This window comes from Dietzia maris, assembly GCF_036287335.1.
GTDB classification, from domain to species: domain Bacteria; phylum Actinomycetota; class Actinomycetes; order Mycobacteriales; family Mycobacteriaceae; genus Dietzia; species Dietzia cinnamea.
Map to the genome: position 1 here is coordinate 1500511 of NZ_CP143053.1, position 19800 is coordinate 1520310.

General features: G+C 70.3%; 17 protein-coding genes. 9 read left to right on the plus strand and 8 right to left on the minus strand.

Annotation, left to right across the window (positions count from 1 at the left end):
* Positions 1 to 57: 57 nt before the first annotated feature.
* Positions 58 to 507, plus strand: a complete 450-nt coding sequence (locus VYL96_RS06845) for a universal stress protein (RefSeq protein ID WP_131885199.1) — start codon at positions 58 to 60, stop codon at positions 505 to 507.
* Positions 508 to 584: 77 nt separating this feature from the next.
* Here the strand turns inward: VYL96_RS06845 and VYL96_RS06850 are convergent, their stop codons facing one another.
* The 3 genes from VYL96_RS06850 to VYL96_RS06860 form a co-directional block, all read right to left on the minus strand.
* Entirely contained in the window at positions 585 to 1676 is a 1092-nt protein-coding gene (locus VYL96_RS06850; protein WP_329439726.1) for an IS630 family transposase, read from the minus strand.
* A gap of 47 nt (positions 1677 to 1723) precedes the next feature.
* Positions 1724 to 3037, minus strand: coding sequence for an ISL3 family transposase (locus tag VYL96_RS06855; protein ID WP_106385017.1), 1314 nt, complete (start codon positions 3035 to 3037; stop codon positions 1724 to 1726).
* 246 nt (positions 3038 to 3283) lie between these two features.
* Positions 3284 to 4648 carry an IS110 family RNA-guided transposase gene (locus VYL96_RS06860; protein WP_329438463.1) on the minus strand — a complete coding sequence of 455 codons (1365 nt, stop codon included), beginning with the start codon at positions 4646 to 4648 and terminating at the stop codon, positions 3284 to 3286.
* A gap of 550 nt (positions 4649 to 5198) precedes the next feature.
* On the opposite strand from VYL96_RS06860, the gene VYL96_RS06865 reads away from it, so the two are divergent.
* Positions 5199 to 5663 (plus strand): hypothetical protein, encoded by a 465-nt coding sequence (locus VYL96_RS06865; RefSeq protein WP_329439730.1) that lies wholly within the window; start codon positions 5199 to 5201, stop codon positions 5661 to 5663.
* Here VYL96_RS06865 and VYL96_RS06870 read toward each other — a convergent pair.
* The 4 genes from VYL96_RS06870 to VYL96_RS06885 all read right to left on the minus strand — a co-directional run bounded on the left by VYL96_RS06870 (position 5660) and on the right by VYL96_RS06885 (position 10547).
* Complete coding sequence (locus VYL96_RS06870) at positions 5660 to 6094, minus strand: DUF732 domain-containing protein (protein ID WP_243699817.1); 435 nt, start codon at positions 6092 to 6094, stop codon at positions 5660 to 5662. The genes VYL96_RS06865 and VYL96_RS06870 overlap by 4 nt on opposite strands.
* Positions 6091 to 8523 carry a HelD family protein gene (locus tag VYL96_RS06875; RefSeq protein ID WP_131886580.1) on the minus strand — a complete coding sequence of 811 codons (2433 nt, stop codon included), beginning with the start codon at positions 8521 to 8523 and terminating at the stop codon, positions 6091 to 6093. Before VYL96_RS06875 ends, VYL96_RS06870 begins: the two co-directional genes overlap by 4 nt.
* Positions 8524 to 8689: 166 nt before the next feature.
* Positions 8690 to 9736: a DoxX family protein gene (locus tag VYL96_RS06880; protein ID WP_131886581.1), complete on the minus strand. Its 1047-nt coding sequence runs from the start codon at positions 9734 to 9736 to the stop codon at positions 8690 to 8692.
* A 109-nt stretch (positions 9737 to 9845) separates the two neighbouring features.
* On the minus strand, positions 9846 to 10547 hold the full coding sequence (locus tag VYL96_RS06885) for an MBL fold metallo-hydrolase (RefSeq protein WP_131886582.1): 702 nt from the start codon (positions 10545 to 10547) through the stop codon (positions 9846 to 9848).
* A gap of 150 nt (positions 10548 to 10697) precedes the next feature.
* Between VYL96_RS06885 and uvrA the strand changes: the two genes are divergently transcribed.
* On the plus strand, positions 10698 to 13772 hold the full coding sequence (uvrA, locus tag VYL96_RS06890; RefSeq protein WP_131886583.1) for an excinuclease ABC subunit UvrA: 3075 nt from the start codon (positions 10698 to 10700) through the stop codon (positions 13770 to 13772).
* Between the two features lie 80 nt (positions 13773 to 13852).
* Here uvrA and VYL96_RS06895 read toward each other — a convergent pair whose 3' ends face one another.
* Positions 13853 to 14251 carry a DUF1844 domain-containing protein gene (locus VYL96_RS06895; RefSeq protein ID WP_007630815.1) on the minus strand — a complete coding sequence of 133 codons (399 nt, stop codon included), beginning with the start codon at positions 14249 to 14251 and terminating at the stop codon, positions 13853 to 13855.
* Between the two features lie 333 nt (positions 14252 to 14584).
* Here VYL96_RS06895 and infC point away from each other — a divergent pair, with 333 nt between their 5' ends.
* The 6 genes from infC (at position 14585) to pheS (ending at position 19768) form a co-directional block, all read left to right on the plus strand.
* Positions 14585 to 15196 (plus strand): translation initiation factor IF-3, encoded by a 612-nt coding sequence (gene infC / locus VYL96_RS06900; RefSeq protein ID WP_100086307.1) that lies wholly within the window; start codon positions 14585 to 14587, stop codon positions 15194 to 15196.
* Between the two features lie 94 nt (positions 15197 to 15290).
* The gene (gene rpmI, locus VYL96_RS06905; RefSeq protein WP_007630819.1) at positions 15291 to 15485 is read left to right on the plus strand and encodes a 50S ribosomal protein L35; all 195 of its coding nucleotides are present in this window, start codon (positions 15291 to 15293) and stop codon (positions 15483 to 15485) included.
* A 69-nt stretch (positions 15486 to 15554) separates the two neighbouring features.
* The gene (gene rplT / locus VYL96_RS06910; RefSeq protein ID WP_131886584.1) at positions 15555 to 15935 is read left to right on the plus strand and encodes a 50S ribosomal protein L20; all 381 of its coding nucleotides are present in this window, start codon (positions 15555 to 15557) and stop codon (positions 15933 to 15935) included.
* Positions 15936 to 15945: 10 nt separating this feature from the next.
* Entirely contained in the window at positions 15946 to 16818 is an 873-nt protein-coding gene (locus tag VYL96_RS06915) for a TrmH family RNA methyltransferase (RefSeq protein WP_243699818.1), read from the plus strand.
* Positions 16815 to 18476, plus strand: coding sequence for an ABC-F family ATP-binding cassette domain-containing protein (locus VYL96_RS06920; protein ID WP_131886586.1), 1662 nt, complete (start codon positions 16815 to 16817; stop codon positions 18474 to 18476). The genes VYL96_RS06915 and VYL96_RS06920 overlap by 4 nt, the downstream gene beginning before the upstream one ends.
* A gap of 236 nt (positions 18477 to 18712) precedes the next feature.
* Positions 18713 to 19768 carry a phenylalanine--tRNA ligase subunit alpha gene (pheS, locus tag VYL96_RS06925; protein WP_131886587.1) on the plus strand — a complete coding sequence of 352 codons (1056 nt, stop codon included), beginning with the start codon at positions 18713 to 18715 and terminating at the stop codon, positions 19766 to 19768.
* Positions 19769 to 19800: the final 32 nt, after the last annotated feature.

Genomic DNA, 19800 nt, shown 5'->3' on the forward strand with positions numbered 1-19800 from the left:
GGTCGCGCCCGCCTGGGACTACGCTGTGTGCAACGTGTTCCCGAGGAGAGGAAGCAAATGAGCGCCTACACCAAGGTGGTGGTGGGAACTGACGGCTCCGAGTCGTCCTACCGCGCCGTCGATCGCGCCGCCCGACTGGCCGCCGACGCCGGGGCGACGCTCGTGATCGCCTGCGCGTACGTGCCCGCCGACCCCCGGTCGGTCAGCCAGGCCGCAGATCAGCTGGGTGACGACGCCTACCAGATCCGTGGCGACAATCCCGCCGAGGACATCGTCCGGGGCGCCCGCGAGCGCGCTCTCGCCGCCGGGGCCACGCAGCTCGAGACGCGCACGGTCCGTGGGGCGCCGGTGGAGTCGTTGATCAAGCTGGCCAACGAGGTGGACGCAGATCTGCTCGTGGTGGGTAACAAAGGGCTGAACTCGCTGACCGGGCGTCTGCTCGGATCCGTGCCCGCCGACGCGGCCCGCCGGGCCACCTGCGACGTGCTCATCGTCCACACCACCTAGGCGCTCGCGCCACGCGGCCGGGCCCGGCGGTCGCCGGGTCCGGCCGCTAGTGGGCATCTCCGTTAGTTCGTCGGGGGTCATGCTGCGCGGAGGGTGCCGTCGTTGTTGAGGCGGTCGAGGTGGCGGTTGAGGTCGTCGCGGGTGTACTTCCAGCCGAACGGTTCGGCGCTTCGGTTGTAGCGATCCTGGAACGCGAGGAGGCGTGCGGCGAGATCGTCGAGGTCTGCGAAGTCGCCGGTGGCGATGGCTTTGCGCTGCAGGATCGAGAAGTAGATTTCGACCTGGTTGAGCCACGAGGCGTGCACCGGAAGGTGCACCAGGACCGCGTTGGGAAACGCATGACGCATCCGGTCTTTCGAGGCCTGACCTGCGTGGGATGAGCCGTTGTCGACGACCCAGAACACTCGCTTCGCGGATGCGTATGGCTCTTGGGTCATCACCTGCTCGACCAGTTCGGTGAACGGGGCGATCCCTGTCTTGGGTGCGGTCATCCCCATCACGCGGGCCTGGTGGACGTCGTAGGCGGCGAAGTAGGCCAACGTCCCACCGCGGCGGTACTCGAACTCCACGCGCCGCGGCTGACCGGGCCTGGCGGGAGTCTCGGCGTGACGGCGTTTGAGGGCTTGGAGCTGTGATTTTTCGTCCGCACTGATGACGTACTCATCGTCGCCGAGAGCAACGCCGTTCCAGCGCCGGTGGTACAGGTCCAGCACCCGGGCGGCCTTGACGGCGAAGTCGGGGTCGCGGGGAAAAATCCACGACCGGTGCTGCCACGGCTTGATCGCATCTGCGGCCAGCCAGCGCCCGATCGTCGCCGACGCCACGGGGCGCACCAGCCCTGTGGCCACGGCGTGGGCTCTCAACTCGGCGGCCGACCATCTGGTCAGTGGCAGACCGTGGTCAGCCGGGCGCGTACACGCCAACGCTTTGACCTGGGCGACCTCGACGGGGGTGAACACTCGCGGTCGTCCCGAGCGGGGCCGATCTTTGAGACCCTCCAGGCGCTCGGTGCAGAACCGATGCCGCCACTGGCGCACCGTGTCTTCGCACACCCCGACCTCGCGGGCGATCGCAGCGTTGGCATCACCGGCAGCGGCCGCCAGGACGATCCGGGCTCGCAGTACATCGCGGTGCGCACAACGAGCAGCGTGCGCGCGGCGGGTCAGCACGTCGCGTTCTTTGCCGGACAGGATGACGATAACGGGCTCTTCCGGAATCAGAGTGCATTGATCCGATCCTGAAGCCGGCCGGAGTGAATGAGTGACCGCAAGATGTAGTGCTTGAGGTTGCGGAAGCCCAGGGCGATCCCGCGGAGGTGCTCGAGGCGGCCGTTGATGGCCTCGACGGGTCCGTTGGAGGCACCCACGTCGAAGTAAGCGAGGATCTCGCGATGCCGTTTCCACAGTGAGCGACCGAGCTGGGCGAGCTCGGGCAGCTCCTTGGGCACCCCGGCCCGGATCGAGCGCAGGAGCTTGTACATCGCGATCTTGCCCTCCCGCTTGCCGGCGGCGTCGTAGGCGGCGATGAGTCGCTGGTAGACGCCGTAGGTGACCTCGACCGCCGCGTGCGCATCGTTGGCGGTGAATGCTTTGAACAGGCGCACCTTCTGCTTGTCGGTGAGCAGCTCGGCTCGGGTGTTCAAGGTCCGGCGGATGCCGTACAGCGGATCGCCCGTGCGGCCCCGGTGCCCGGTGGTGGCCTGCTGGATGCGTTGGCGGCACACGGTGAGCTTGTCGGCGGCCAGGCGCACGACGTGGAAGGGGTCCATCACCGTCCGGGCAGCGGGAACGGCTTTGGCGGCGGCGGAGTGGTAGCCGGCGAACCCGTCCATCGTGACCACCTTGACTCGGTCTCGAAACACCTGGTCACGGGCGTCGAGCCACTCGGTGAGCACCTTCGCCGAGCGCCCGGGGACCATGTCCAACAGGCGAGACGGGCCGGTGCCGTCCACGACCGGGGTCAGGTCGACCAGGACGGTGACGAATGAGCTGCTGCCGTCGCCGCGCACGTGCTTCCATTTGTGCTCGTCGACTCCGAGAATGCGGACGCCGTCGAAGTGGCCGGGCTGGTCGTAGACGATCGTGCGAGTCTCCGACAGTGCTAGATCGTTGACCAGATCCCACCCCAGCCCGAGGGCCTTGGCGACCGCGGACACGCTGGTGCGGTCGATCGCCAGACGCTGCAGGATCCAGCGGCTGCAGCGACGCGTGGTCTTGGCCCGCGGCTCGGCCAACGCCGGCATCCGCTGCTGGAAGATGCGCGTCTCGCATTCGATGTTGTCGCAGGTGAAGCGCGGTACCCGCACATGCAGTCTGGTGGGATGACCCACGATCGGCAGATCCGTGACCTTCCGCTGGACGTGGTCCCGCAAACGGCCCGCCATCCCGCACTCGGCGCAGACCGGGTCGAGTGTGACCGGGGCGCAGAACAGGTGCGTGAGCTCGTCAGCCACAGCGGCGTCGGTGATCGTCACCCCGAGCTCGACGGTGCGGCAGATGGTGTCGGCAAGCAGGCTGGCGGTAGCGTTCAAAGCGGGTCCTGGGGTGTTCGATGCGTGGCGTAGGAACCTGCATCTTCACACGCCCCAGGACCCCTACATCTTGTGCCTCACCGCATCCCCGGCGAACCCCAGCTACGCACTCCGGATCCGGAAGAGATTCCCTAACGATTGTCAACCCCCCTCAGGATGGTCCTGTCGGGATGCATGTCGAGGCGCCGTAGAGCGCCGGGCTCTACGGCTGATCTGGGGCCTCGTGGTGGCGAGGCGAGGGAGGGGTCAGGCTGCCAGTCGGGCTCTCCTTTGGGCGGTGGTGTGGTTGCGGTGGCGGGCGCGGACTTCCGCGGGCACCTGGTAGCGCTCGCGGACGATGGCCCGAGCCTGGGTGATGTCGAGGATCGCGCCGTCGTCGTCGCGGTACTCGTAGGGCGCGTTGCGGTGCACGACTATCCACATCCGCTCGGCGAGCTTGCGGGCGACCGCGCACACGGCCTTGTTGTGGTGCTGACCCTTGTCGACCATGAGCCGGTGGTACACCCGAGCGAGCTGCGGGTCGGATGTGCGTGCCGCATTCGCGGCGAGGAACACCGCCATCCGCAAAGCCGACGGGCCTTCCTTGCTGATCGCGCGATGTTTGTGCTCCATGGTTCCCGACGACCAGTTCGATGGGGTCAGTCCGCAGTAGGAGGCGAAGTCCTCGGGGCGGGCGAAACGGGACCCGTCGCCGAGCCAGCCACGAATCGTCGCCGCGGTGATCGGGCCGGTCCCCGGCACCGAGAGCAGCAGATCATCGGGGCCGTAGAAGGCGTGCCAGAGCCCGTCGAGTTGCTCGGTGTAGCGGTCGAATCGGTCCGCGGCCTGATCGATGTCGGCGAGCATTCCAGCGACCTTCAAAGCCCAGAAATCTAGGTCGTAGTAGTCCCTGAGGATGCCCACCCAGGCCGCCGCGGCACTGCGGAGTTGGTCAGCGATCTGCTCCTGGCGGCCACCGCAGTAGGAGTGTTCGCGCAGCACTGCGGTGATGGTGGACCGGTGTGCTCGGGCCAGGGCTCGCAGGTCAGGCCACCGCCCCAGCACCGCCAACGTGCGGGTACGAGATCCGGCGAGAATCTTGTCGATGTCCGGAACGGTGGCGGCGACGTAAGAACGCAGTCGGCGCCAGCACTGGTCGTAGTGCACGCGGGCATCGCCCCGCGACAGGGCCGAGCGTTTGATGGCCTCGGAACCGACGTCGGCAACGACGAGCGGTTCAAGGTCGAACAAGTCGAGCGCCTTGGCCAGCAGATGCGCATCGATGACGTCGGACTTGTTCTTGCCGGCCACCGCTGCGCGCAGTCGAGAGGAGTGCCTGGTGCCGATCAGGTAGAACCGGCCGCCGGCGGCGCCGACCGCAGCCTGGATACCAACCCAGGTCAGGGAAGTCGGTTCAGCGACCACGTCGACGGCGACGTCGACTGCTGCGAGAAACCTGGTCAGCTCGTTCATCCCGGCCGCGGTGCTCGGGATGGTCTTGCGGGTTGTTCGTGTCGTGCCGTCGTCGCGATATTCGATCAGCTCGCACTGGTGATTCGCCACGATCGCGCAGTCGATCCCGGCGCGGGCCTGAATCGTTGTGGGACTATGGACTGTGCCCGTTGAAGTCATGGGTTCGGGCTTCCTTCCTGCCACGCTCGCCATAGCGGGACAGTCGAGACGATGTCGCCGGGCGTCCTCGAGCGGCATCGCACGTGCCGGCAGGCTCCACCAAGCCTGCCTGCGACGTCGCAGGAGGGAAGCCCCACAATCATCGCCGCGCCATCGGGTAGTGCGGCCGTGGCTTCCTGTGTACTTATCGGTCTCGGGAGCATCCCGTCGCCGCGGCCCCGCATACTCGAGCCGCTGCCACAGCAGGCCATCGGCGCCCCGCGGCCAGCAATCGGCCGAGAGGTGTCGCCGCCAGGGTGTGCCCGTGCTTACGTGTCATCCGGCGCGACCAGTCGACAGAACACCTCTGCCAGGCCAGTCCGTCAATTCCCTTCAAACGGGCCATGTGGCGGGGCAGATCCGGTGTCGCATTCTCTGTTCACGAGGCACAACCCTCAGCCGACAACCGCGCTCACCGAACCTCTCCCACCGTCAACCCTAGCGGGCTGCTGAGCTGGGAAAACCCAGCACCGAAAACGATATAAGCCCGATAACGGCGCTGGTGGGAGGCATGTTCATTTCTGACGCACCCAGCGGCGCCCGCCAAGCCGCCACGCCGGAACAAGCCGAAAGTCGAGGGCGAGAAACGGCGGCGGCGATGATGGAGACCATGGCCAAGATCCCCGACTCGACACAGACCTCACTGCGACAGAAACTCCTGGCCCGCGCTGCCGAACGGTGGCCCCAGATCCAGGCCCTGCACACCCGCTACCGGGCCGGATTCGCCTACATCGATGCCACCTTGAGCGACGGGGACGAAGTCAAGCTCTGCCGACTGCGCTACGCCGGATCAGCCAGCCAGTGGGGTTTTGCGATCTACCGCGCCAGCCACGACGACTACCAGCAAGCCGCCCTGCCAAACGGATGGCCCTCAGGCACTCCCGCAGAAGCCCTCGACACCGCCTGCGGCCTCTATCTCGGCGACCCCACCGCCTGGATCACCGACCCCCGACGAACTAACGGAGATGCCCACTAGTCGCAGAGGTGGGCCCGGCTCGCGTCGATGAGCGCGCGACCGACCCCGGCCGTGTCCCACTCGTCGTTCTGGGACGCGATCGCGCTGGTGAGGGGGCGGATCCGATCAAGGATCGTCTCGGTGTCCGCGCCGTCGTCGATTCCCCGGCAGATGCCGAGACCGACCTCCAGGGTCGTCTCCGCCGTCATCTCGGTCGGCAACCCGAGCCCGGCCAGGTCGGCGAGGAAGGCGCGCTCTTCCTCGGTGCGGAGCGGCCCACCCGTCCCGGGCCGGGCGCCGACCGTGGTGTCCGTTGCGACGGTCTCGGGTGACGCCGCCGTGGTCGTCCCGTCGCCGCCGGCTCCGTCCGCCGCGTCGCCACACGCCGAGGCCGTGGCCGTCACCGCGAGGAGCGCCGCCGCGGCCAGCACCCGTGCACGAACCCGCCTCATGCGCTGAGCTCCCGGTCGTCGGCGGCCACGCGCTCCCGGATCCCCGCGAGCAGCGGGCCGAATCCTCCAGGCTGGACCAGGACGAGCTCCTGGGTGGCGCGGGTGGTGCCGACGTAGAGATCCTGCAGACCCTGCGGCGAGCGTGCGAGCACACGATCCGGGTCCACCACCACGACCACGTCGAACTCCAGCCCCTTGGCCAGTGCCAACGGCAGCACCGAGGTCCCCGGCCGGGCCCGTTCCGCGACCTCGGCCAGGGCGGCGTACCGGGGCGGGGTGCCCTCGCCGTCGTCACCGCCATGGCCGCCGCCACCGTCGCCACCGCCGTCGTGGCCGCGCCCGTCACCCTCCCCGCCGTCGTCCGGGACCAGGACGGCCACCGCGCGCTCCGACGGCACCGCGCGGATCTCCTCCGCCACGACCCGCGCGACCTCGTCGGGTCCCGGTTCCAGCCACGCCACCGGACGTCGCCCCGGTCGCACCGGGCGCGGCGAGGCCGCGTCGGGATCGATCTCCGCCAGCAGCAACTCCGCCACCGCGGAGATCGTCTCGGGCGTCCGGTAGTTCACCGTCAGCTCGGTGAGCACCCACCGGCCGTCGACGTACGGCGACAGGGCGTCGTGCCACGAGTCGATCCCGGCCGGGCTCGACGTCTGGGCGACGTCCCCGACGAGGGTCATCCACCGGTTGGGTGAGCGGCGCATGATGACCCGCCACGCCATGGTGGACAGCTCCTGGGCCTCGTCGACGATCACGTGCCCGAACGCCCACGTCCGATCGGCCCCCGCTCGGTCCGCGACCGTGAGGTCCGAATCGGCGCTGTGGCGGCGGGCCAGCGCCTCGGCGTCGACGACGTCGTACGCCATGAGCACCTCGGGATCGAGATCGTCCTCGATGTCCTGGACCGCCGAGCCGGTGAGGATCTCCAGCGCCTCCTCCGCCTGGCGCAGCTGCTCCGCCCAGGCGCGGTCGGCCTCGCTGCCGTCCGCCGTCGGATCCTCCCCGAGCAGCTCCGCGAGCTCGTCGAGCAGCGGCACGTCCGCCACCGAGAACGCGGCGCCGTCCCGGCGGAAGAGCGCCTCCTGGTCCTCCGCGACGTAGTCACCCGCCGCCTCGGCGATCCGCTCGCGGCTCGAGAGCAGATCGGCCAGCAGCTGCTCCGGCCGCAGGACGGGCCACCACTCGTCGACGATCTCCGCGACCTCGCGGGAGGCCTCCACCTCGCGCCGGAGCTCCGCGCGGTCGTCCGCGTCCAACAGCGGCCGGGCCGGATCCCCGAGATCCCCGACGCCGTCGCCCTCCGGCGACCACGCCTCGTCCTCGGCGCGCCCCACCGGATCGGTCAGGGCGGCCACGTACTGCTCGGTGAGCGCGTCGACGATCCGCGTCGCGAACGCCTCCCGCGCCTGATTGTGGGGGCGCCGGGTCATCCGCGCCCGCCCCCGCGCCGCCCGCACCGTGGCCGGGGCGAGAGTGAGGTCGTGGCCCTCCACGCGCACCACCACCTCGGACCGCGGCGCGAGCTGACGCGCCCGCACGGCGGCCTTGAGGATGCCGACCATCTCGCCCGACCCCTTGACCTCCTCACCGCGCAGCGTCTCGGGGCCGGTCGCCCGCACGCCCGGATAGAGATCGGCGAGGGTGCGCAGCACGACCCCCGACTCGCCGAGCGACGGTAGCACCCGGGCGATGTAGTCGAGGAACCGTGCGTTGGGGCCCACGATGAGGACGCCGCTGCGGTCGAGCCGCTGACGGTGGGTGTAGAGAAGATAGGCCGCGCGGTGCAGGGCCACCGCGGTCTTGCCCGTGCCCGGACCGCCCTGGACGACCAGCACGCCCGCGTGGGGATTGCGGATGATCTCGTCCTGCTCGCGCTGGATGGTCGCCACGATGTCCGTCATGTGCCCGGACCGCGCGGTGTCGAGTGCCTCCAACAGGGCCGATTCCCCCACCACGTCGTCGTGGTCCTCCGGCAACTCGCCGTCCTCCGGCGCAGTCAGATACTCGTCGTGGATACCGATCACCCGACGCCCGATCGTGCGCAGGTGACGACGGCGGTGCGCGCCCTCGGGCCGGGCGGTCGTGGCCAGGTAGAAGGGGCGGCTGTGGTCGGCGCGCCAGTCCAACAGCAGCGTGGTGAGGTCCTCGTCGTCGTCCCGCAGCCCCACGCGGCCGATCCGCCGGACCTCCCCGTCACCCATGTCCAGGCGGCCGAAGTACAGGCCCAGGTTGGCCGCGCTGAAGGCCGCGAGCTCCGACGAGTAGAGCCGGGCGAACGACTCCCGCTCCGACCGGGCCTGCGGCGTCCCGCCGGAAGTGCGCAGGACGGCGTCGAGCCGCGCGCGGGTGTCCGCCCGCAACTCCTCGAGGCGGTCGAGGAGACGACCGAGGTGACGCTGCTCCTCGTCGACGGCGTCGTGTCCCGTCACAGGCGCTCCTTCCGGTTGGGGCTGTTCGGGCAGGACGTCCAGGGTACCGGGATCCGCGACGTGCCCTCGGACGGCGATGACCCCGCCCGGGTGCGGGCGGGGTCATCGGGTGACGAGATGGTCCGGGGAGCCGGCCGGCCCGAGTGGCGGCCGGGCCCGCGACGGGTCAGGGATGGATGGCGTCGGCCGCCTTCGCCCGGACCTCGTCGGTCTTCTTCTTGGCCATCAGGGCCGCCTTGCCGGCGTCCTTCTCGAACCGGGCGGTCTTCTTCTTGGCGTCCTTGCCGAGTCGCGCGGACTTCTTCTTGGCCTGCTTCTCCGCGGCCTTCTTCCGCGCCAGCGCGGCCTTGCGGACGTCGTCGGCCTGGTCGGACGCGACACGGGCGGCGGCGTCGGCGCGGCCCCGCACCTCGGCGGCGACCGGCACGGCCGCGTCGCGGACCTGGGCGGCGATCGGAGCGGCCTGATCCCGTGCGGCGGCGGCGCGCCCACGCAGTCGGCCGGCGACCTCGGGAGCCTTCTCGCGGACGGCCCCGGCGACGCCGGTCGCCTGCTCACGAACCTGGTCGGCCACCTCGGGGGCCTTCTCACGCACCGTCTCGGCCACCTCCGGAGCCTTGTCCCGGATCGTATCGGCGGCGCCTCGCGCCTGGTCCGCGACGCTGTGGGCGACGCCGGCGATCGCCGCGCCGGCCGCAGCGGACTCGGCCTTCGCGCCGGGCAGCTTGGCGGCGACCGTGTCGCCGGCCTTGCGGGCGCGCCACGCCAGGCCGGGCTGACCGGCGGTGTCGACGGAGGCGAGCAGGAGCGCACCGAGGAGCGCGACGTCCGTGGCCAGCCCCGTGGTCTTGCGGCTGCGCGCGGCCGGGTCGGACTCCATCCAGAACGCGTGTCGGCTGATCGCCGAGGGGACGTGGGCGGCGGTGAGTGCCAGTGCCGACAGGCGGGGGGCCTTGCCCAGCGCGAACAGCGCGCCCGCGCCGATCTTCACCCCGGCGAGCGCCTTGACGAGCGTCTCGGCGTCCTTGGGCACCGGCGGCACCGACGTGGACACCTTCTCGTTGACGGCCTGCTCACCCTTCTCCACCAGCGGTGCCGTCTTGTCGACGAGCGGTGCGGCATCGGCGACGTGGGCCTGCGGATTGCGAAGCGTCTCAACGCCGTCGATGACGAACACCGTGGCGAGCATGGGTCGTGCGAGTCGTCGAATCATCGTTCCTCCTGGATAGGTGGGAGTGCGTCACCGAACCTAGTGCGAACTCGCGGCGCGCGCTTCCGGTCGCGGTCGCGGGTCGCCGGTCGGCGGGCGGGTCGGCCGACCGTCACCACCCGCGGTCGCGCCACTCGGCCAGGTGCGGACGCTCGGCGCCGATCGTCGTGTCGTCTCCGTGTCCGGGGTGGACCACCACGTCGTCGTCGAGGACGTCGAAGACCCGGGACTCCAGGTCGCCCATTAGGGTGGTGAAGTCCTCGGGGGATCCGGTCTTGCCGGGCCCGCCGGGGAACAACGAATCGCCCGAGAACAGATGGGTCCCCGCGTCCGTCCGCAGGAGCAGGGCGATGCCGTCGGGCGTGTGGCCGCGCAGTCCGATGACCTCCAGTCGGAGGTCGCCCACCTCGAGTTCGTCCCCGTGGGAGACGTGTCGATCCGTGGGGACGTCGATGCCCGCGGCGTCACCGGGGGAGGCGATGGTGGTCAGGCCGAGCGCCTCGACCGTCTCAGCGAGGCCGATCCAGTGGTCGGCGTGCAGGTGGGTGGTCAGCACCTCCTTGACGCCGGGGGCGCGGTCGCGCAGATGCTCGACGAGCTGCGGCGCGTCGTTGGCGGCGTCGACCAGCAGGACCGCGCCGGTGTCGGTCGACTCGATGACGTAGACGTTGTTGTCCATCTCGCCGACGGAGATCTTGCTCAGTCGCGCGGGACCCACGGTCCAGCGCTCGCCGGTCAGGCGCCCGGAGAGGCGGCCGGAATAACCCTCGGTGAGGGTGATGCGGTCGGGTAGGGACTCGGTGGGATTCGACATAACTGCAGGCTACCGACGTCGGACGCGGCCGGTGGCCGTAAACGTGTCGTACCACGTTGGTACCTTCGTCTGCGGGAACGGTGGCCATGCCCCGGCGTACGGCTTCCGTCACGGATCAGTGGCGGCGCTCCCCACTCGGAAGGAGAACCCATGGTGGACCGTCTGGTCGTCCGCGGCGCACGGGAGCACAACCTCAAGGGCGTGGACATCGACGTGCCCCGCGACTCGCTGATCGTCTTCACGGGGCTGTCCGGCTCCGGCAAGTCGTCGCTGGCGTTCGACACGATCTTCGCGGAGGGTCAGCGTCGGTACGTCGAGTCGCTGTCCTCCTACGCCCGGATGTTCCTCGGTCAGATGGACAAGCCGGACGTCGACTTCATCGAGGGTCTCTCGCCGGCGGTGTCGATCGACCAGAAGTCGACCAACCGCAACCCCCGGTCGACCGTCGGAACCATCACCGAGGTCCACGACTACCTCCGTCTGCTCTACGCGCGCGCCGGGGTGCCGCACTGCCCGACGTGTGGCGAGGTGATCTCGCGGCAGACCCCGCAGCAGATCGTCGACCAGATCCTCGAGGGTGAGGAAGGGGCGCGGTTCCAGGTGCTCGCGCCCGTCGTGCGGACGCGGAAGGGTGAGTTCGTCGACCTCTTCGCGCAGCTCGCCGCCGACGGTTACAGCCGTGTGCGAGTGGACGGTGTCCTGCACTCGCTGTCCGAGCCCCCGACGCTGAAGAAGCAGGAGAAGCACGACATCGAGGTGGTGGTCGACCGGTTGGCGACCAAGCCGTCCTCGCGCCAGCGGCTGACCGACTCGGTCGAGACCGCCCTCGGCCTCGCCGACGGCGTGATCGTGATCGAGTACGTGGACCGCGACGAGTCGGATCCCGCCCGCCACCGGCGGTTCTCGGAGCACATGGCGTGCCCCAACGGCCACCCCATCGCGTTGGACGACATGGAGCCGCGCGCGTTCTCGTTCAACAACCCGTACGGCGCCTGCCCGGTGTGTGACGGCCTAGGGGCGCACCTCGAGGTGGACCCCGACCTCGTGGTCCCCGATCCCGAGCGGTCCCTGGCCGACGGTGCGATCGCGCCCTGGTCGGGTGGTCAGAGCGCGGATTACTTCCAGCAGCTCCTCACCGGCCTGGCCAGCGACATGGGCTTCGATCTGCGGACGCCGTGGCAGGACCTGCCCGCGAAGGTGCGCAAGGCCGTGCTGGGGGGAGCCCCGACGAAGGTCCGGGTCCAGTACCGCAACAGGTTCGGACGGACCCGCACCTATGACGCCAAGTTCGAGGGCGTCATGTCGTTCCTCAAGCGACGCCTCGAACAGACCGAGTCCAAATCGCAGAAGGAGCGCTACCAGGGCTATATGCGCGAGGTGCCATGCCCGGGCTGCGACGGGACCCGCCTCAAGCCGGAGATCCTCGCCGTCACCCTCGCGGGCCCCGGCGGCCAGGAGCGCTCGATCGCGGACATCAGCCGCATGTCGGTCGAGGACTGCGCGGCCTTCCTCGACGGGCTGGAACTGGACTCGCGACAGGCGATGATCGCCGGCCGCGTCCTCAAGGAGATCCAGGCCCGGATGGGGTTCCTCCTCGACGTGGGCCTGGACTACCTCTCCCTGGACCGCGTCGCCGGCAGTCTGTCCGGTGGCGAGGCCCAGCGCATCCGCCTGGCCACCCAGATCGGGTCGGGCCTGGCGGGAGTTCTCTACGTGCTCGACGAACCGTCGATCGGCCTGCACCAGCGCGACAACCGCCGCCTCATCGACACCCTCGTCCGTCTCCGCGACCTGGGCAACACCCTGCTCGTGGTCGAGCACGACGAGGACACCATCCGGTCCGCGGACTGGATCGTCGACATCGGCCCGCTGGCCGGTGAGCACGGCGGGCGGGTCGTCCACTCGGGCGACTACGAGGGGTTGCTGGCCAACACGGAGTCGCTCACCGGCGACTACCTGGCCGGCCGTCGCCAGATCGCGGTGCCCGCCAAGCGACGCGAGCCGAGCCCTGACAGGCGGCTCCACGTCCGGGGCGCCCGGGAGAACAATCTCAAGAACGTCGACGTCGTCTTCCCCGCCGGCGTGCTGTGCGCTGTCACCGGGGTGTCCGGGTCCGGTAAGTCCACCCTCGTCAACGACATCCTGGCCACGACGCTGGCCAACCAGCTCAATCGCGCGCGCCAGGTCCCCGGCCGGCACTCCCGGATCGACGGGATCGAGGACTTCGACAAGCTCGTCCAGGTGGACCAGTCGCCGATCGGTCGGACCCCGCGTTCCAACCCGGCCACCTACACCGGCGTCTTCGACAAGATCCGCACCCTGTTCGCGGCGACCACCGAGGCCAAGGTGCGCGGCTACAAGCAGGGCCGGTTCTCGTTCAACGTCAAGGGCGGGCGCTGCGAGGCATGTCAGGGCGACGGCACGCTCAAGATCGAGATGAACTTCCTGCCGGACGTCTACGTGCCGTGCGAGGTGTGCCACGGCGCGCGGTACAACCGCGAGACTCTCGAGGTGCACTACAAGGGCAAGACCATCGCCGAGGTGCTCGACATGCCCATCGAGGAGGCGTGTGAGTTCTTCGAGCCCATCACCTCGATCCACCGCTACCTCAAGACGCTCACCGAGGTCGGGCTCGGCTACGTCCGACTCGGCCAGCCCGCGCCCACCCTCTCGGGCGGCGAGGCCCAGCGCGTGAAGCTCGCGGCGGAGTTGCAGAAGCGTTCCAGTGGGCGGACGGTCTACATTCTCGACGAGCCCACCACGGGCCTGCACTTCGAGGACATCACCAAACTCCTGCTGGTGATCCAGGGCCTGGTGGACAAGGGCAACACCGTCATCGTCATCGAGCACAATCTCGACGTCATCAAGAGCGCCGACTGGGTCATCGACATGGGACCCGAGGGTGGTGCCGGCGGCGGGACCGTGGTCGCCGAGGGGACGCCCGAGCAGGTCGCCACGGTCCCGGAGAGCCACACGGGACGGTTCCTCGCGGAAGTCCTGCCCGCGGCGGAGACCTCGACGGGGCAGGGCGCCGACGGAACGGGCGCGGGAGAGAAGCCCTCCGCCTCGACCGCGGCGGCGAAGAACGGGGCGCGCAAGGCCGGGTCGACGAAGACCGGTGCTAAGAAGACCGTAGCGAAGAGCGCGGGCGCGAAGAAGGCCGCCCCGACCGCGGCCGAGAAGACCGCCGCGAAGGCGGCTCGCAAGGCGCGCGCGCTGCGCTGATCACCCGCCGCCGGGCGCACGGCGCGTGACCCACGGGAGCGGTCGGCACCGCGCGGGCGCCGACCGCAGTGGGGGAGAGGTCAGTAGACCGGGCCGGTGAACTTCTCGCCGGGTCCCTCGCCGGGCTCGTCGGGATACGCGCTGGCCTCGCGGAACGCGCGCTGCAGGCCCTGCAGCCCGTCACGCACGACGCGAGCCTGCGGCCCGAGGTGTTCGGCCGAGCCGGTCACCAGGCCCGCGAGAGCGGTGATGAGCTTGCGGGCCTCGTCGAGGTCCAGGCGCGGGCTCGAGGTCGGGTCCTCGTCGGACAGCCCCAGCTTCTCGGCAGCGGCACTCATGAGGACGACGATGGAACGGAAGATGATCTCCTGCGCGGAGACGTCCGCCAGATCGACGATCTCGACCTCGCGAGCGTCGAGGTGATCCCCGAGCAGGTTCTCGGTGGCCTGGTCAGCGGATGAAGGCTGGTCGGTGGTCATGCCGTTCACTGTCCCACGGACCGCCCCGGGCCGTGTGCACCGACACCGGTTTGGGGGCACCGGCCGGAACTGGTAGAGTCCATCAGCGACTGTGGGAATCCGCTACGAGGCGGGTTCCGTCGTCCAAGAGGAGCCCGATCTCCCACCATCCGACGCCGCGAGGCAGTTTGATGGTCACCACCCCGACGAGGGGTTCCGCGAGTGATCGCGGACGTGTACTCGTCGACGGGTGAGGAGTGAGAGGCCCCCGGTAGACATGCCGTGGGGCCTTCTCGCCTTCGCCGGCCACGGCTGGCGAGGCGTGGGGCGCCTCGAGGGCGGTTGTGCGGCCACGTGAGTGGTCGCGGACGCCAGCACCGTAACTACCGAGGAGGGCCCATCAGCGCCGAAGCACGTATCAACGAACGAATCCGTGTCCCCGAAGTCCGACTCGTCGGCCCCGGGGGCGAGCAGGTGGGGATCGTTCGCGTCGAGGATGCACTTCGTCTGGCCCTGGAGGCCGATCTGGACCTCGTGGAGGTCGCGCCCAACGCACGCCCGCCGGTGTGCAAGATCATGGACTACGGCAAGTTCAAGTACGAGGCGGCGCAGAAAGAGCGCGAGTCGCGGAAGAACCAGCAGCAGACCGTCGTCAAGGAGCAGAAGCTCCGGCCGAAGATCGACACGCATGACTACGAGACCAAGAAGGGGAACGTCGTCCGTTTCCTCGAGAAGGGCTCGAAGGTCAAGGTCACCATCATGTTCCGTGGCCGTGAGCAGTCCCGGCCCGAGCTCGGGTTCCGGCTGCTGCAGCGCCTGGCCGACGACATCACCGAGTACGGATACGTGGAGACCAGCGCCAAGCAGGACGGCCGCAACATGACCATGGTCGTGGCCCCCCACCGCGGCGCCAAGACCCGCGCCAAGGCTCAGGACTCGAAGGTCACCGACCCCGCGTCCGAGTAGGCCCTCCGCGCCGACAAGACCACGGACGCACGCCGTCCGCACACCCGAGGCCCCACCGGGCATTCCGGGCCGAACCATGTGAGGAAGACCGATCATGCCGAAGATGAAGACCCACAAGGGCACCGCCAAGCGCTTCCGGAAGACCGGAACCGGCAAGCTGGTGCGCCAGCAGGCCAACCGCCGCCACATCATGGAGAAGAAGCCCACCAAGCGCACCCGTCGCCTCGACGGCCGCACGGACGTCGCCCCGGCCGACGTGCCCCGCATCAAGCGGCTCCTCGGGCTCTGAGCCCCTCCGACCTTCAGTAACTCCCGGTCGCCCCGTAGGCGACCGCCCCAGACCAGTGAGGATTGACCAGTGGCACGCGTGAAGAGGGCAGTCAACGCCCAGAAGAAGCGTCGGACCGTACTCGAGTCCACCAAGGGCTACCGTGGGCAGCGTTCGCGGCTGTACCGCAAGGCCAAGGAGCAGATGCTCCACTCGATGACCTACAGCTACCGTGACCGTCGCGCGCGCAAGGGCGACTTCCGGAAGCTGTGGATCTCGCGGATCAACGCCGCGGCCCGCGCCAACGACATGACCTACAACCGCTTCGTCCAGGGCCTCAAGCTCGCCGGCGTTGAGGTGGACCGCAAGGTGCTCGCCGACCTCGCCGTCACGGACCCGGCCGCCTTCACGGCGCTGGTCGATGTCGCGCGCAAGGCCCTGCCGGCCGACGTCAACGCGCCGGCTGCCTGACACCCGCGACTTGACGAACACTCCGCCCGCAGAGGGCACGGGACGACCCGCGGACCCGTTCACCGAACGGACCCCGCGGGTCGTTTCCGCATCCAAGCTCCACCGCTCGGCGGCCCGGCGCAAGGCCGGACGCTTCCTCGCCGAGGGCGCCAACTCCGTCGAGTCCGCGCTCGCCACCGGCTCCGCCGTCGAACTCTTCTGTACCGAGGCGGCGCTCGACCGGTTCGCCGACCTCGTCGACGCCGGTCGCTCCGCCGGCGTCCCGGTGTCCGTGGTGACCGACCGCGCCATCCGCGGGCTGTCCGACACCGTCACCCCGACCGGGATCGTCGCCGTGTGCCGCTCCGTCACGCGGCCGGCCGCCGACGCCGCCACCCGCGCCGCAGGGGCGACCGACGGGCCGGACACGGTCGCCTCGCCGCGCCTCGTCGCGGTCGGTCAGGGACTGTCCGAGCCGGGAAACGTCGGCACCCTCGTCCGTGTCGCTGACGCGCTCGGCGCCGACGCCGTGTGGCTCACGGAGGGGGCGGTGGACCCGGAGAACCCCAAGGCAGTGCGGGCGTCGGCCGGCAGTGTCTTCCACCTCTCGGTCGTCCGCGGCATCGCCGAGGACGACCTCGTCGGGCGCGCCCACCGGTCGGGGCTGCAGGTCGCCGTCGCCGACGCCGGCGGAGAGGTCGACATCGAACGCGCCGACGACGTGCTCGCCGCGCCCACCGCGTGGATCTTCGGCAACGAGGCCCACGGCGTGCCGGCCGACCTCGCCGCCGCCGCCGACCTGCGGGTCCGCATCCCCATCCGGGGTCGCGTCGAGAGCCTCAACATCGTCACGGCGGCGTCCATCTGTCTGCACACCAGCTCCCGGCTGCAGGCGGGATCGTGAGCGCCACGCTCACCGTCCGCGGAGTCGGTGCCTCCCGGGGAGCGCGCACGCTGTTCGACGGGCTCGACCTCGTCGTCGCCCCCGGTGACGTCTGGGGCCTGTCCGGGCCCAACGGCGCCGGTAAATCCACCCTGCTCCACGCGCTGGCCGGCGACCCGCTCGCCGAGATGACCGGGCAGGTCACCGTCAGCCCGCCGGACGCCACGGTCGGCCTCCTCCGCCAGGAGGTGGAACGGGACGACGACGAGGTGGTGCGAGACTTCCTGCACCGCGTCACCGGTGTCGCGGACGCGCAGGTACGGATGGACGCGCTCGCGGAGCGGATGGCCGACTCCGACGCCGCCGCCGAGGCCTACGGGGACGCCCTCGAACGCTGGCTGGCGCTCGGCGGCGGCGACCTCGACGACCGGATCCCCGCCACCGCCGCGAGGCTCGGGCTCGACGCCGCCGTGACGGAACTGCCCATGACCGCGCTGTCGGGAGGGCAGGCCGCCCGCGTCAACCTCTGCGCCGTCCTGCTCAGCCAGTACGACGTCCTGCTCCTCGACGAGCCGACCAACGACCTCGACCTCGCGGGACTGGCCGTCCTCGAGGAGTTCATGCGGTCCGAACGCCGCCCGATGGTCGTGGTCAGCCACGACCGCGAGTTCCTGTCCCGGTGCGTGACCGGCATCGTCGAGCTCGACTCCGCCCAGCGGCAGATCACCGTGTTCGACGGGGGATACGAGGCCTATCTCGCCGAGCGCGCGCTCGCGCGGCAGCGAGCCCGCGACGCCTACGAGGAGTACGCGGGCCGGGTCGACCAGCTCAAGGAGCGCGTGCAGACGCAGAAGACCTGGCTCGACAAGGGCGTGCGCAGCGCGATGCGCAAGACCGGTGGCAAGGACGCCGAGCGAGACAAGCACATCCGCAACCGGGCTGGGCAGCGCTCGGAGAAGCAGGCCGCCAAGATCTCGCAGTCCGAGCGGGCGTTGGAGCGACTGGAGGTCGTCGAGGAGCCGCGCAAGGAGTGGGAGTTGCGCATGGAGATCGCCGCCGCACCCCGCTCCGGCGCGGTGGTGGCGGTGCTGACCGACGCGGTGGTCCGGCGCGGCGACTTCGTCCTGGGGCCCGTCACCGTGCAGCTGGGGGCCGGCGACCGGGTCCTCGTCAGCGGGGCCAACGGCGCCGGCAAGTCCACGCTGCTGGCGGTGCTCACCGGCGCCTCGTCACCCGATGCGGGGCGCGCGACGATCGGGTCCGGCGTCCTGCCCGGCCGGGTCGACCAGGCGCGCTCGGAGTTCAGTGGCGGCGACACGCTGCTCGACACGTTCTGCGTGGCCGCTGACCCGGCCGGGCTCGACCCCACCGAGGCGAGGACCCTGCTGGCCAAGTTCGGGCTCGGCGGAGAGCACGTCGCGCGGGCCTGCGCCACGCTCTCACCGGGCGAGCGCACCCGCGCGGCGCTGGCGTTGCTCCAGCAGCGCGGGGTGAACCTGCTCGTCCTGGACGAACCCACCAACCACCTCGACCTTCCCGCGATCGAGCAGCTCGAGCAGGCCGTGGACGCCTTCGACGGGACGGTCCTGCTGGTGACCCACGACCGGCGCATGCGGGACGCCTTCCGCGCGACCCGCGAGTTCGAGGTGGAGTCGGGGGCCGTTCGGGAGGTCAGGTGACGCACCCGGCCGGCGGGACCAGCTCGGAGCGCAAGCCGTCAGGATTGTCGCCGCCGCGGTGTGGGATCCGGCGAGGAGATGACGACGACGAGGAGCGCGGTGACCCGGCGCCGGGTCTGAGCCCTCGGACGAGCCGGCCCGGGCGGACCCGGGGGCGCTACGGGGATCGACTACCCTCGGAGCCCGAGGTGTGTCGGTCGCGAGAGGCCGACGTGACGGGGAGGACGAGGGCACTGGTGAGCGAAGACACAGGCGCGGGCGAGGTCCGGATCGACGAGGAGTCACTGGCCGGCTACGCCGCCGCCGCCGAGGCGGCGTTCGCGGCAGCCGCCGACCTGGACGCGTTGGCCGCCGCCAAGACGGCGCATCTGGGTGACCGCAGCCCGATCGCCCTGGCGCGCCGGGGCCTGGGCGCACTACCCAAGGAGCAGAAGGCGTCGGCCGGCAAGGCCGTCAACGTCGCCCGCGGGCGCGTGCAGCAGGCCTACGACGCCCGCCTGGCCGAACTGCAGGCCGAGCGCGACGCCGCCGTCCTCGTGGCCGAGACGCTCGACCTCACGGTCCCGTCCGGGCGCGCCCCGGTGGGAGCCCAGCATCCCATCACGATCATCACCGAGCAGGTCGCGGACGTGTTCGTGGCGATGGGTTGGGAGATCACCGAGGGGCCCGAGGTCGAGGCGGAGCACTACAACTTCGACGCGCTGAACTTCCTGCCCGACCACCCGGCGCGCACGCTGCAGGACACCTTCCACGTCGCGCCCGAGGGCAGCCGCCAGGTGCTGCGCACGCACACCTCCCCGGTGCAGATACGCACGATGCTCGACCGCGAGCCGCCGATCTACGTGGCCTGCCCGGGCCGGACGTTCCGCACCGACGAGCTCGACGCCACCCATACCCCGGTGTTCCACCAGGTGGAGGGCCTGGCGATCGACAAGGGGCTGACGATGGCCCACCTGCGCGGCGCGCTCGACGCGTTCGCACGTGCCCTGTTCGGTCCGGAGACCCGCACCCGCATGCGACCCAACTACTTCCCGTTCACCGAACCCTCCGCCGAGGTGGACGTGTGGTTCCCCCGCAAGAAGGGCGGCGCCGGGTGGGTCGAGTGGGGCGGCTGCGGCATGGTCCACCCGAACGTCCTCACGGCCTGTGGGATCGATCCCGAGGAGTACTCGGGCTTCGCGTTCGGCATGGGCCTGGAGCGCACCCTGCAGTTCCGCAACGGTCTGTCGGACATGCGCGACATAGTCGAAGGCGACGTCCGCTTCTCCCTGCCCTTCGGCATCCGCGCCTGACGCGCCGCGCCCCTCCCACCACACCAAGACGA

Excerpts from the sequence above, each read along its gene's own strand:
- VYL96_RS06845 (WP_131885199.1), top strand. The coding sequence starts at position 58 with ATGAGCGCCTACACCAAGGTGGTGGTGGGAACTGACGGCTCCGAGTCG.
- VYL96_RS06865 (WP_329439730.1), top strand. The coding sequence starts at position 5,199 with ATGTTCATTTCTGACGCACCCAGCGGCGCCCGCCAAGCCGCCACGCCG.
- VYL96_RS06860 (WP_329438463.1), bottom strand. The coding sequence starts at position 4,648 with ATGACTTCAACGGGCACAGTCCATAGTCCCACAACGATTCAGGCCCGC.
- VYL96_RS06885 (WP_131886582.1), bottom strand. The coding sequence starts at position 10,547 with ATGTCGAATCCCACCGAGTCCCTACCCGACCGCATCACCCTCACCGAG.
- uvrA (WP_131886583.1), top strand. The coding sequence starts at position 10,698 with ATGGTGGACCGTCTGGTCGTCCGCGGCGCACGGGAGCACAACCTCAAG.
- rpmI (WP_007630819.1), top strand. The coding sequence starts at position 15,291 with ATGCCGAAGATGAAGACCCACAAGGGCACCGCCAAGCGCTTCCGGAAG.
- VYL96_RS06895 (WP_007630815.1), bottom strand. The coding sequence starts at position 14,251 with ATGACCACCGACCAGCCTTCATCCGCTGACCAGGCCACCGAGAACCTG.
- VYL96_RS06870 (WP_243699817.1), bottom strand. The coding sequence starts at position 6,094 with ATGAGGCGGGTTCGTGCACGGGTGCTGGCCGCGGCGGCGCTCCTCGCG.
- VYL96_RS06880 (WP_131886581.1), bottom strand. The coding sequence starts at position 9,736 with ATGATTCGACGACTCGCACGACCCATGCTCGCCACGGTGTTCGTCATC.